We start from the raw sequence: 13549 nt of genomic DNA on the forward strand, positions 1-13549 counted from the left end.
AAATAATTATCGCATGCGGTTTATTTTAACTTTTATGTTATTTTTTATAAATTGTAATGCGTTTGGAGATAATATGCAAAATATTATAATAACGATTAAAAATAAAAAATACGAAGCGATTTTATACGATAATTCAACTACAAAAGAATTAATAAAAAAATTTCCTATTACTATAACTATGAGCGATTTAAACGGAAATGAAAAATATTATAATTTTTCTAAAAGTTTTTCGACTTCAAGCGAAAATGTGGCAAGCATAAATAAAGGCGATATAATGCTTTTTGGCGATAATTGTTTGGTAATATTTTATAAAAGTTTTTCGACTCGTTATAGATATACTAAATTAGGATATATAAAAAATACGGAAGATTTGGAAAACTCTTTTGGCAAAGGAGATATTAATATAACTTTTGAAATAGAATATTAAAAATACTTGACACTTAATTAAATACAATGATATAATAAATAAAAGCAATTTTAAAAATCAATAAATTAAAAAATTAAATTAAAAAAAAGGAGAAAAATATGCTTGGAAATTTCACTTATTGTAATCCGACAAAATTATATTTCGGAAAAGAATCCATTAAAGGACTTAATAAAGAATTGCCAAAATACGGTAAAAATGTTTTGCTTGTTTATGGCGGAGGCTCAATTAAAAAGAGCGGAATTTATAACGAGATTGTCAAAATTCTTAAAGAGAACGGAAAAGAAGTTTTTGAAGACGCGGGAGTTATGCCAAATCCTACGGTAGAAAAATTAAACGAAGGAGTGGACATAGCGAGAAAATCGAAAGCCGATTTCATTTTAGCGGTTGGCGGAGGTTCGGTTTGCGATTATGCTAAAGCCGTTTCGGTTTCGGTAAATTGCAAAGAAGACGCTTGGGAAAAGTATTATATTCGTTTTGAAGATGTCGATAAAGAAACTAAAATTATTCCAATAGGTTGCGTCTTAACAATGGTTGGAACGGGAAGCGAAATGAACGGAGGCTCGGTTATAACAAATCATTCTCAAAAATTAAAAATTGGGCATGTTTTCGGAGAAAATGTATTTCCTAAATTTTCAATATTAAATCCCGAATATACTTTTACTTTGCCAAAATATCAAATGGTTTCGGGAATTTACGATATAATGTCGCATATTTTAGAGCAATATTTTTCAGGAACTGACGATAACACTTCCGATTATATTATGGAAGGACTTTTAAAATCGCTAATTCATAGCTCCGAAATTGCAATTGAAAATCCAAAAGATTATGAAGCAAGAAGCAATATTATGTGGACGGCGACTTGGGCGTTAAATACATTAGTCGCAAAAGGAAAAACTCAAGATTGGGAAGTTCACATGCTCGGGCAAAGCGTTGGCGCTCATACTGACGCTACGCATGGAATGACGCTTGCTGCGGTTTCTATGCCTTATTATCGTTATATTCTTCCTTACGGGCTTGCAAAATTTAAAAGATATGCTATAAATGTATGGAATGTAAACGGAGAAAATAAATCTGATAAAGAAATTGCAGAAGAAGGTTTGGCTAAAATGGAAGCTTGGATGAAAAAAATCGGGCTTGTAATGAATATAACCGAACTTGGCGCAAAAGAAGAAATGCTTGACGGTATGGTTAAAAGTTCTTTAATTATGGAAGGCGGTTATAAAGTTCTTAATAAAGACGATATTAAAGCCATATTGAAAGCAAGTTTTTAAGAAGATATTATTAGTTTTTTCATGTTTAAATCCTAAATGATGTAAGGTTATCTTGTTATAAGCGAGGTAGCCTTATATTTTTTTAGGCTTGCAAAATAAAATTGTCTCTCCGCCCCAAGGCGAAAAAGTTCTTATATAATATTCGTAATCTTCGTTAATAACATTTTTTATAAATATTGGAATATTGTAAAAATCTTCCATAAAAAGTTTTCCGCCATGATAAATTGCAATCGCTAAAAATGGCTTGAATTTTTTTATTGTTTTTATAGAGCCTTCTAATATATTTTTTTCAGCACCTTCGACATCCATTTTTATATAATCTATTTTTTCAAAATTATTTTCTTCGACAAATTTATCTATCGTAATTGCATTTTTCTTTATAGTCGGAGTATTTTCTATCATTGAAATAAAATCAATTTCTTTTTCGGCGTTTGAAAGTAAAATATTTTTTGTAATTATATTATTTAATTTATATTTATCTTTAATTTTTTCTAATATTTTAAAAGCGTAATCGTCTGGCTCAAAAGCGTATATTCTTGCTTTATTAGAACATTTTTTTGAAAAGAAATAAGCCGTATCGCCTTTCCAAGCGCCAATGTCGAATATTGTAGCGTCTTCTTTTACTTCAAAAATATTTTTAACATCGTATTGTTTTAATGAAATTATATGGAATAATGCAAAAGCTCCTACTTCTTTTGGCAAGAAAATTCTTTTTGTAATAAGAAAAAATATCATTTTTCTAATCCAAAAAATTGTTGAAATAGTTCCATATTTTATACTAAAAAATAATTCTCTTTTAAAATTTTGATGAACATTCGGATAAAATGCTAACATATATCTGTATCTAACTATTTTTTCAAATAATTTTTTTGAATATTCTTCTTTAAGCATATCGTAAAATATATTAAAATTTTCTCCTTCAATTAAGGCTTTGATAAAATTATCTTCGCTTTCGATTTTTTCTATTTTATTTTTATCGAATTTTTTATTAATTAATTTTCTGCATTTGTTTAATAATTCTTGCGATATAGTTTTTTTATTATCGATTTGCATAAATTTCTCCCGAATAAGAATAAATGTTTAATGAGTTAACATAATTTTGTTTTAAAATTAAATTATTGAATTGAATTGAATTGAATTGAATTGAATTGAATTGAATTGAATTGAATTGAATTGAATTGAATTGAATTCATGTTGGCTCTCAAAACTTTTATAATCATAGAGAAATTATAAATTAAAATAAAAAAATGTCAAGTATCATAAATCTATTTTATAATAAAATTTTTATTTTTTAGCGATATATTATTAATTTTTACTTTTTTATTAATAATTTTATATATTTTACATAAAAATTATATAAAATTCTGCAATTAATTTAATAAAAAATTTGATTTTTGTAATTTTTTTGATTATACTATAAGCATAATGCATAATTTAGCTTTCTATGAAACCGCTTATCTTTTAAGCATCTTTAGAAAATGTAAAAACATTAATATTAAACAAATCTTATGTATTAAAAGGAGAGACTATGGGAAAAGTATATAAACCCGAAAGTATCCGCAATGTTGCCATTTTAGGGCATGTTGGAAGCGGCAAAACTACTCTAAACGAAGCCTTGCTTTTCAGAGCGAAATGCATAGATAAAAAAGGCGAAGTTGCAAGAGGAACAACCGTAAGCGATTATACGGACGAAGAGATAAAGCATAATATGTCTATTCGCACTTCTTTAAGCTTTATAGAATGGAAAGAGCATAAAATTAATTTGCTTGATATTCCAGGTTCGGGAGATTTTAGCGGAGAGATAAATCCCGCTTTGAGAGTCGCAGAATCTTGCATTGTCGTTATTGACGCGGAATTTGGAATTCAAATAGAAACGGAAAAGCATTGGCAGATGGCAAATAATTTTAAAAGACCTAGAATTATTTTTATCAATAAAATCGATAAGGATATGATTAATCATAAACAGTTGCTTGAAAAAATTGAGCATAATTTTAAAGAGCCTCCCGTTGTGCCAATTCAAATTCCTATGGGAAACGGAAAGGATTTTAAAGGCATAATAGATATTATTTATCATAAGGCTTTTTTCAGAGACGATAACGGAAATATTGTAGAAAAAGAAATTCCCGAAGAATATTACGAAGAATACAGAGCGACAAGAGATAAATTAAAAGAATTGGTATGCGAAGTTGACGACACTTTAACCGAAAGATTTTTATCGGGAGATAAATTCTCTGACGAAGAATATATAGAAGCGCTTACAAAATCGATATTGCAATATAAAGTCGTTCCTATATTATTTGGCACTTCATTAAAAGATATTGGGATGGGAGCGGTTTTAGATACGATAATAAGATATATGCCTTCGCCTTCTTATGTTCCTGCAACTAAAGGAAAAAATCCTATAACTAACGAAGAAGCGGAAAGAACTATATTAGGAAACGACCCTTTTGCGGCGTTTGTATTTAGAACGACTATCGACCAATATGCGGGAAGAATTTCGTTTTTTAAAGTTCGTTCGGGCAGTTTAAAAAGCGGCGATGAAATTTACAATTCAAGGACAGGAAAAAGAGAAAAAGTCGCTCATATATATATGGCAAGAGGAAAAAAACAAATAGAAACGGACGAAATAACGGCAGGAGATATTGGCGTTTTGGCGAAATTATCCGACTGCAAAACTGCGGATACTATAAGCTCGCCGAATTCTCCATTCCAATTTGAAAATTTAAAAATTCCTCAACCGATATTTTTTACAGCTATAAAGATATTGAAAAACGATGTTAAAGCTCGGGAAGTATTGGATACTATATCGCAAGAAGATTTAACTTTTAATGTGGAATCCGACAGCGAAACTAAAGAAACTATAATAAAGGCTATGGGAGATTTGCAAGTTAAATTGGCGTTAGAAAGAGTAATTGCCTTAACTAAAGCGGAAATCGAACAGAGCGTTCCGAGAGTTGCATATAGAGAAACTATAAGAAAGAAAGCGCAGGCTCAATACAGGCATAAAAAACAATCGGGCGGAAGCGGACAATTTGGCGAAGTGCATTTAGAAGTTGAACCTTTGCCAAGAGATGGCGGATACGAATTTGTAAACGATATATTTGGAGGCGCTATACCAAAACAATATATTCCTGGAGTTGAAAAGGGAATTCAAGACGCTTTACAACAGGGACCTTTGGGAAAATATCCTATGGTTGATATTAAAGTGAGAGTTTACGATGGAAAATATCATGATGTCGATTCTAATGAATTATCGTTTAGAATAGCGGGTTCTATGGCGGCAAAAGAGGCATTTAAAAACGCTTCTCCCGTTTTATTAGAGCCAATTATGAAAGTTATCGTATATGTTCCTGAAGAGTTTACGGGTTCTATAATGAACGAACTTACGGGGAAAAGGGGGAAAATACTTGGAATGGATGCGGCTTCTAATACCGTGCAGATGATTAAGGCGGAAGTGCCTTTATCGGAAATGCTTACTTATTCTATAGAAATGAAAGCGTCAACTTCGGGAAGAGGAACTTTTGAAATGGAACATTCGCATTATCAAGAGTTAACGGGACCTTTAGCTGATAAAGTTATAGAAGAGAGAAAAGCTTTATTGGAGGCTTCGGCTTGAATTTAGATTTGAAATTCGATATAAAAAATTTGATATTTTTTGTATTGTATAATATAATAATTAAATACTTAAATAGGAGATTATATGCTCAAAATAATTGACAAAATAATAAAAGAACATGTATTTGAAGATTTGGAATCAAAAGACAAAGATTCGCTATTTAAAACTTTAAGCGAAAAAATAGCGGCGGTTTCAACTCCATCGGCGGATGCAATTTTTGACGCTTTAAAAAAGAGAGAAACCGAATACACGACAAATATTGGAAACGGAGTAGCCGTTCCGCATGGTAGAATTCAAGGATACGGAAAAACCGATATATTCGTAGGTTTTCTTAAAGAAGAGATTAATTACGATTCGGATTCTGACGAAAAAACGCCCGTAAAATTAGTGTTCGCTATACTTTCTGACCTTGAAAATCCGCAAGATTATCTTTTGAATCTATCTCAAATATTCTTCTTGGTAAATCAAAAAGAAATACTTGATAAAGTTATGGAAACAAAAAGTTTTGAAGAACTTCAAAGCGTTTTGGAAGCTTTCAAAAAATTAGACGAAAAATTTGAAGCGGAAAAACAAATTAAATTCTTAATAGAATTGGAAAGAGCGGATATACAAATTAAAGCCTATGAGCTTTACAGTTCTACTCATGCTCAACAAAAATCGGATTTGGTTTTGGAAGAGTATAAAAAATATAAAGATACTATTTTAAGCAAAATAGATGTAGCCGTTTTGGAAAATTATAAAAGAATTAAAGAAGGCAAGGGCGAGGCTTTGGCAAAAATCGACAATTATAAATGTAGCGCCTGCAATGTAGCCATACCTAAAATGACGGTTAATGAAGTTAGAAGACAGAATCAAATAATAATGTGTTTCCATTGCGGAAGAATATTATTTACTACAGATTAATTTTTATTTAATAATTACAATGAATAAAAAAAATAATTTTGTAAGAATGGCTAAAAAGAATTATGTTATATTTTTCTTTTTAGCTTTCTTTATTGTTTATATAGACTCTTGTTCTTTAAGTCCAAATTCTGGAATAGAAGATTTTTATAATTATCCTAATCCTTTTAATTCAAAAGAAACAAACACGACTTATAAAGTTTCTATAAAAAGCGGAGAGATAATAAATGCAAAATTAGAAATTTATTCTACTTCTGGAGATTTGCTTGACAATAAAGATTTAACTGTCAATAAAAAAATAGCAACTTGCCAATGGTCTGGATTAGATAAAAATGGAAAATATTTACCCGCTGGAGTCTATACGGCAAAGATAACGATAAAAGATAATCAGGATTCTACTTTTATTGAAGAGTTTAAGACTTTTATAAAATAGATTTTTTAATCGTATTATTCTTTATTTTTACAAAAACATTTTTTACATAATAATCTATTTTAAGCATTCTAATAAATTTTAAAAGAATCCTTCACTTTTCGCTTCTTTGCTCATTAAATCGTTTAATGTTTCACGAATATTAGCATCGTTAAACAAAACATTATAAACCGCTTCGGTAATCGGCATATATATATTATTTTTTTTAGAATAATCATAAGCCGCTCTTGTGGCGTAAACTCCTTCGGCAACCTGTCCATGACTTTCCGATATAACTTCTTCGTATTTTTTTCCTCTTGCAAGCTCTCGCCCTAATCTATTATTTCTACTTAATCCGCTTGAACATGTGACTATCAAATCGCCAATGCCCGAAAGTCCATACATTGTGTCGATTCTTGCTCCTTTACTTAAAGCGAATCTTACTATTTCATGCAATCCTCTTGTTATTAAAGCCGCTTTTGTATTATCGCCAAGTTTAAGTCCATCGACTATTCCTCCTGCGATTGCTATAATATTTTTTAAAGCTCCGCCTATTTCCACTCCTTTTTGGTCGGTAGAATTATATATTCTTAATTTTGGCGGAACGGTTAAAATATCTCGCGCATATTCTGAAATTCCTTTTTCGCCTCCGACTACTATTGCAGTAGGAATTCCTTTTGCAGTTTCTTCTGCATGAGAAGGTCCCGATAAAGTTAATATATTCAAATCGCCCGAGATAACGCTTCTTGCAACTTCGCTCATAGTTTTTCCCGTTTTTCTATCAAGTCCTTTTGTAGCCGAAATTAAAATTTGTTCGTTTTTTATAAAAGGTTCTATATTTTTACAAGCTTCATAAAATGCAAAAGAAGGCGTTACTATAATTATAATTTCAGAATCGTTTACGACTTCTTTAATATCCATAGTGAAAAAAATATTTTTATTTAATTCAATATTTTTCAAATAATTATCGTTTCTATGATTTTCGTTTAATAATTTATAACTTTTTTCGCTGTGAACCCAGACTTTTATATTATGCTTTTCAGAAAAAATATTTGCAAGCGCAAGTCCCCAACCGCCAGCTCCAATAACGCTTATATTTGACATAATCGTCCCTTAATACAATATTAAAATTTCAAATATTAAAAAGTATAACATATATATTTTTAATGTAAAGTCAAACTATAGAATTATATTTATTTTATAAAATAAAATATGATAAAATAAAAATAAAACTTCTTTATATATTGAAAATAATTCCGAATAATGTTAACATAATGTATAGTAATAATAAAATAATTTTTAAGAATCACTTATGAGCGGCGTTTATATTATAGTTTTTATATCTGTATTTTTTATACTTCTTCTAATAGCGGCAAAGATATTGGCTAAATCTTTTAAGTATATCGCTTCGGATACTGAAAAAGCTAAAAGATTCATAAGCGAAGGAAAAAACGATTTAGCTATAGAAAAACTTAGAAATATTCTTTCCAAAAATAAAGTCGAAAAAGGAGAGAGAGCAAAAATTCATTCAATGATAGGAGAATGTTATTATAAAACCGAAGAATATCCTTTTGCAATAGTGGAATATAGACATGCTTTAGACGAAGGATATTATTCTCCCGAATTAGTTTTATCTCTTGGAAAATGTTTAAGTAAAATCGGAAAAAACGAAGAAGCTTTATCTCAATTTCTTACTTTATTAAAGTTAGATAATAATTATAAAACTATAGTCTCAATGGAAATTGGAATTATATATTATGAAAATCATCAATATGAAACGGCATTTAAATATTTTGATAATGTTTTGGAAATTGATAAAACAAATAAAGAGGCTTTGAAATATAAGGCTTATTGTTTTGTAAATATGGAAAATTATATTGAAGCTATTTCTATAATGGAAAATATTATAAGGAAAAATCAAGGAGACACTTTATTAAATTATAATTTGGGACGCGCTTATAAAGGCAGAGGAAATTATAAAAGCGCAATAAAATATTATAGAGTTTCTTCTCATGATAAACTTTACGCGGTAAAATCTTTGTATGAAATCGCTTTATGCTATATAGAATTAAATAATATAGAGCTTGCTATAACGGCTTTAGATTTGGCGATAGAATACAATAGCCCAGATAGAGATTTGAGATTAGCGATTTTATACACTTTGGTAGAATGCTACGATAAAATGAAAAATGTAAATAAAGCTATAGAAGTATTGGAAAATATTATTATTATAGATTCTAATTATAAAGATGTAAGCAAAAAATTATTGGAATATAAAGAATCTCGATATAGCGAAGGAATTAAAAGTTTCTTTAGGCTTGAAAACGAAGCTTTTTCAGATTTCGCTTTAAAAATAGTTTCTTGTATGAATTTAATTCCTTATTCTTTAAAGACTACTAATAAAAAATATTTGATTGTATTCGCTAAAGAAGGAAAAGGTTTGCATGCCGCTAAAAAAGTAATATTTTTCAGAAAATCTTACGCTCCAATATTTAACGAAGAGCTTATTCAATTATACGATTATGCCGTAAGTTATAATATAGTCAATTCAACGCTCGTGACAAGCGCTATGGCAAGTCCAGATGCTATAAGATACGCTTCAATTTCAAGAATAGAGATAGTCGGAATAAAACGATTAGAAGGTTTGGTTGAAAAAGCTAATTTTACAAATTTGCCTGTTGGCGTTACAAGAGGCGAAGAAAAACTCGATTGGATATTATAATTATTATCTTTCAATTTCTAATTTTTTAATATATTTACATAAAACTATTGCTATTTTTTAATAAATACATTATAATTCAATCATTATGAATAGAAAATTGAATTATTACAAGCCAAGCCAAGCCAAGCCAAGCCAAGCCAAGCCAAGCCAAGCCAAGCCAATACTTTAAACTTTTTCAAATTTTATGTTTACTTATTTATAAGAAATATTATATTTCATTTTATAAAAAATTATCTATTAATAAAAATAAATCTTTTTGGCTTTATGAATATATTTTTAATATTTCAAATGCGGATATTAATTTATATTTAAATAATTCAATAAAAGGAGTATAAAAATGGTGAGATTTTTAAGGAAAATATTTGTAGTATTACCGTTTATATTAAGATTAATATTTATGTTTAAGCCAGATTATATAAATTTTATACAAACTATTTATAATAAAAATAATAATCTATTTTTAATTATAATTTTAATAATATCAATTTTATATATTATAAATTTAATCGCTTTTATAATTTCTGGAAAAAATAGAGTAAATATAAAATATGTCAAAGGAAATGATACTTTTAAATTAAAAGGCAAAAAAGACAATTTTATTATAACTAAAAACGGTAAACATCAATTTTTAGTTAAAGACGGAATGATTATTGCGTATAAACCAACTAAATTATTTAGTAGATTTAAATATTATAAAAAAAGATAAGGAGATAATTATGGGTTTATTTGACTTTTTAAAAAAAAATTCGGATGATGATGAAATAATCAGTGTAGACCTTAATTCCTACGAAGAAGAGCCTTCTAATTGGTTTGAAAATATCTTGGACAATGCCTCAAATGCAGTTAAAAATTTTACAGGGGAAAATGAAAGAAGAGAAATAGTAGAGGAGACTAAACAGGAATATATTAAATCGAGAGAAGAAATCGAAGATATTGTCTATAAATTAAATAATACAATAGACGAATTTAATGGAAAAATATTAGAATTAAATTTAATTAGAGGAAATAGAGTAAAATTAAATGTGGAAAAATTAGGTTCTTTTTTATCAACCTTTGGGAATATAAAAGATATGTCGGAATATTCTGAAGAAAAGAAGAAAATATTTATTAAAATACCATCAAGATTATTTGAAGAAGTTGAAGATTATATAGAGGATATAGATTGGAGTAATGACGAAGTATTTTGCAGAACATTTTTTCAAGGCGGTATATTTGCAGCAATATTTACAAGAAGGCAAAATATAAAAATGCTTGAAAGACTTGAAGAATTTAAAAATAGTGTGATAGATAAAAAAGATAAATTAAATAATAAAATCAAAATGATTAAAAAAGTGGATATGAGAATATGCGATTTATACATAGAGATAATAGAAAAAATAAGCGATTATATAAAATTAAAAATTATTCCTCAAATAGAAGTAATACAGAGTTTTTTAGAATGCGAAAGCGTAAAAAATGTTTATATTGCGGATACGAAAGCTAAAACTATAGAAAATGTAGAATATGAAACAGATATTAAACTTTATGATAATACAATATACCAAAAGCATTTTAATTTTATAAGAAACGCTTTCTGGTTTTATATATTATCGGCAAATATATATTCTTCGCCCGTATTAACAAAATTACTAAAAAATAAGAGATTAACAAAGGACGATATAAAAGAGCTTGAAGGACAAAAATTATTATGTCAAAAACAAATGAAATTTTTAGAAAACAATAAAATATAAAATATTTAAGGAGAATTTATTATGAGCGATTTAAAAGAAGTTATAAATTTGCGAGATAAGTTTTTTGAAGAACAAGAAAAACTATATTTGGCTATGGTTAATCAAATCAATAGTCAAATGAAAGAGCTATTAAAAAATGATTTAGGAAATCAACTTGCTAATAATTGTGCCAGAGATTTTGCGGGCGAGATTGTTAGAAATTATTTACCCGTAAATACGGGCGAAATGTATATAACCACCGACCAAATGTTTGATAGAATAATAAATTTTAGATACGATAACGATATAGACCCGCTTTCTTCAAACGAGGAAATAAGGAAAATGCTTTATAATAATGAAAATTCCGAAATTTTTAATCAAATAGCTGAAGAATCTCAAAAAGCCCAAAAACAACTTTTTACCGAAGATAGAAGCCAAGATAAATTAGATAGAGAAGGAAAATTAAAATATAGAGAAAGTAAAAAAGATGAAAATGGAATATTAACTGACGAATTAACGGGACAAAAAGGCGAATTTTTAGAATACGAAAAGAACGGGCAAAAATATCAAAAAAGCGATATGCATGCCGACCATATTCAATCGAGAGAAGCCGCCCGATATAATTCGGAGTATATTACAGAGAAAGGAGTGGAAAAATTGAAAGAATTTATTAATAGCGATGATAATTTTCAAATAATTCACGCTTCGGCAAATACTTCAAAAGGTGATGTTAGAGCTTATTTAGGTAAAGATGGGAAGGTATATTGTGATAAAGACAAAGGAGTAGATATAACATATAAAGCCACGCCTGAACAAATGGCAGAAGTCACATGTCAAATGTGGGAAAAAATAGACGAAGGTAGAAAGGGACAATCAGAAAAAAAGATTAAAACACTTAAAAAGGCAGGATATTTAGATAAAAATTGCAAAGTAAAAAAAGAGGCAAAAGAAAAATTAGAAAAACAATATGAAAAATCTATGAATGAAGAAAGTAGAGTTATTCTAAAAAATATAAAATATCATTCCGTAGGAAAAACCGCCATGAAAAGCACAGCCGCATCTTTTCCAAAAATATTTGCAGGACAGATTATGTATTATGGAATTCCGCCAATAGTTTACGAGACTAAATGCATCATAAAAAATAGAAATGTTGATTTAGATAATTTTTTTATAAAATTGCAAAAAGCCTTTAAGAGAATTATTGAATATATGCAAAGCAAGTTATCGAATATGTTTTCAAATATTGCTCATAATTCGTTAAAAAGTTTTTTAAGAAGTTTCTTTTATATAATAATAGATTTGCTTAAAGCTACCGTTAAAAAAATATTTATAATGATAAAAGAAGTGGTTATGTCTTTTGTAAATTCTATTAAAATTTTAGGAGATAAAAATAGAACGGCTGCGGAAAAAGCGGATGCAATAGTTAATACTTTAGGAATAACTATTTCCTCTATTGCCGTTAATGTTATAATAGAATATCTTGAAGTTCAATTTCCTTTTTTAAAACCTTTTACCGACCCTTTGCAAGTAATTATAACTATACTTACAACTAATATAGTTATGCTTATATTACAAAAAATGGATATATTCAATGTTCGATACGGTTTAATGGTAGCCAAAATTAAAGAAATATTTGAAGAAGGAAGAGCGGAATACAGAGAGCAATTACAACAATTAGAAGATGAAACTTATAAAAATATTGATAAAATATTAGAACAAACAGAATTTGAAATTTTTAATGTAATTACGGATATATATTCCGCCGATATAAACGAAAAAGATTTGAAAGATGAAATTGATATTATAAATAAAACTTTTAATATGGGAATTGATTTAGAAAAAGAATGGAATCAGTTCGCTTATAATTAATTTTTCGGGAGTATTTTATGGTAATTATTATAATAGCGGTTATAGTTGTTGTATTATGTTGTATATTTTCCTATTTAAATTCAAGGTAATTAATCAGTATGATAAAATATTTTGGAAAAGCGCCTCTTTGTAATAAAATAGCTTCGAGAGGATTTTTTATAAAAGGTTTTTGTTTTCCTTTATGTTGTAGATGTTCTTCGATAATTTTTTCAATGATAATTTTTTATTTTATATTTATTAATTTAAAAATAAATTATATTATCGCTTTTATTTTATCTTTAATTTTTATAACGCCGACTACAATAGATTATATGTGCCAATTTTTATATAAAAAAGAAAGCAATAATTTTAGAAGAGTTATCACGGGAGCGTTTGCGGGAATTGGAATAGCTTTATTTTTATGTATTATAAGGAGTATTCATGTTGCCAAATAAACCGCCATATTTTTATAAATGTAATTCTTGCGGAAAAATTTTTAATTCCAAAATTAAAGTTAATCCGATATTAGAAATATTTAATATAAGAAAAATAATAAATCCATTTTTAAAATGTCCAAATTGCGGAAGTAAAGATATTAAAATAGCTTTGATAAATAATTTAATAAATAAAAATGAAGTAGAATAAAT

General features: G+C 28.0%; 13 protein-coding genes. 11 read left to right on the forward strand and 2 right to left on the reverse strand.

Annotated features, from left to right (window positions below):
* Window positions 1–73: 73 nt before the first annotated feature.
* Together EPJ79_RS10460 and EPJ79_RS10465 are read left to right on the forward strand one after the other, a co-directional pair.
* Complete coding sequence (locus EPJ79_RS10460) at window positions 74–427, forward strand: cyclophilin-like fold protein (protein WP_244289102.1); 354 nt, start codon at window positions 74–76, stop codon at window positions 425–427.
* Window positions 428–525: 98 nt separating this feature from the next.
* Entirely contained in the window at window positions 526–1698 is a 1173-nt protein-coding gene (locus EPJ79_RS10465; RefSeq protein WP_147739440.1) for an iron-containing alcohol dehydrogenase, read from the forward strand.
* A gap of 72 nt (window positions 1699–1770) precedes the next feature.
* On the opposite strand, the gene EPJ79_RS10470 is transcribed toward EPJ79_RS10465, so the two are convergent.
* Window positions 1771–2751, reverse strand: a complete 981-nt coding sequence (locus tag EPJ79_RS10470) for an FkbM family methyltransferase (RefSeq protein ID WP_147739441.1) — start codon at window positions 2749–2751, stop codon at window positions 1771–1773.
* 475 nt (window positions 2752–3226) lie between these two features.
* On the opposite strand from EPJ79_RS10470, the gene fusA reads away from it, so the two are divergent.
* The 3 genes from fusA (at window position 3227) to EPJ79_RS10485 (ending at window position 6647) form a co-directional block, all read left to right on the forward strand.
* Window positions 3227–5314: an elongation factor G gene (gene fusA, locus EPJ79_RS10475; protein ID WP_147739442.1), complete on the forward strand. Its 2088-nt coding sequence runs from the start codon at window positions 3227–3229 to the stop codon at window positions 5312–5314.
* 84 nt (window positions 5315–5398) lie between these two features.
* The gene (locus tag EPJ79_RS10480; RefSeq protein ID WP_021957884.1) at window positions 5399–6217 is read left to right on the forward strand and encodes a PTS sugar transporter subunit IIA; all 819 of its coding nucleotides are present in this window, start codon (window positions 5399–5401) and stop codon (window positions 6215–6217) included.
* 19 nt (window positions 6218–6236) lie between these two features.
* Window positions 6237–6647, forward strand: a complete 411-nt coding sequence (locus EPJ79_RS10485; protein ID WP_208745273.1) for a FlgD immunoglobulin-like domain containing protein — start codon at window positions 6237–6239, stop codon at window positions 6645–6647.
* A 78-nt stretch (window positions 6648–6725) separates the two neighbouring features.
* On the opposite strand, the gene EPJ79_RS10490 is transcribed toward EPJ79_RS10485, so the two are convergent.
* Window positions 6726–7727 (reverse strand): NAD(P)H-dependent glycerol-3-phosphate dehydrogenase, encoded by a 1002-nt coding sequence (locus EPJ79_RS10490; protein WP_147739443.1) that lies wholly within the window; start codon window positions 7725–7727, stop codon window positions 6726–6728.
* Between the two features lie 208 nt (window positions 7728–7935).
* Here EPJ79_RS10490 and EPJ79_RS10495 point away from each other — a divergent pair, with 208 nt between their 5' ends.
* The 6 genes from EPJ79_RS10495 to EPJ79_RS10520 all read left to right on the forward strand — a co-directional run bounded on the left by EPJ79_RS10495 (window position 7936) and on the right by EPJ79_RS10520 (window position 13547).
* Window positions 7936–9345 carry a tetratricopeptide repeat protein gene (locus EPJ79_RS10495; protein ID WP_147739444.1) on the forward strand — a complete coding sequence of 470 codons (1410 nt, stop codon included), beginning with the start codon at window positions 7936–7938 and terminating at the stop codon, window positions 9343–9345.
* Between the two features lie 337 nt (window positions 9346–9682).
* Window positions 9683–10051: a hypothetical protein gene (locus EPJ79_RS10500; protein ID WP_147739445.1), complete on the forward strand. Its 369-nt coding sequence runs from the start codon at window positions 9683–9685 to the stop codon at window positions 10049–10051.
* Between the two features lie 10 nt (window positions 10052–10061).
* Window positions 10062–11075, forward strand: a complete 1014-nt coding sequence (locus EPJ79_RS10505; protein WP_147739446.1) for a hypothetical protein — start codon at window positions 10062–10064, stop codon at window positions 11073–11075.
* 21 nt (window positions 11076–11096) lie between these two features.
* Window positions 11097–12923, forward strand: a complete 1827-nt coding sequence (locus EPJ79_RS10510; RefSeq protein ID WP_147739447.1) for a hypothetical protein — start codon at window positions 11097–11099, stop codon at window positions 12921–12923.
* 98 nt (window positions 12924–13021) lie between these two features.
* Complete coding sequence (locus EPJ79_RS10515) at window positions 13022–13357, forward strand: DUF2085 domain-containing protein (RefSeq protein WP_147739448.1); 336 nt, start codon at window positions 13022–13024, stop codon at window positions 13355–13357.
* The gene (locus EPJ79_RS10520) at window positions 13344–13547 is read left to right on the forward strand and encodes a zinc ribbon domain-containing protein (RefSeq protein ID WP_147531299.1); all 204 of its coding nucleotides are present in this window, start codon (window positions 13344–13346) and stop codon (window positions 13545–13547) included. Before EPJ79_RS10515 ends, EPJ79_RS10520 begins: the two co-directional genes overlap by 14 nt.
* Window positions 13548–13549 lie beyond the last annotated feature (2 nt).

It is taken from the genome of Brachyspira aalborgi, assembly GCF_008016455.1.
Lineage (GTDB): Bacteria > Spirochaetota > Brachyspiria > Brachyspirales > Brachyspiraceae > Brachyspira > Brachyspira aalborgi.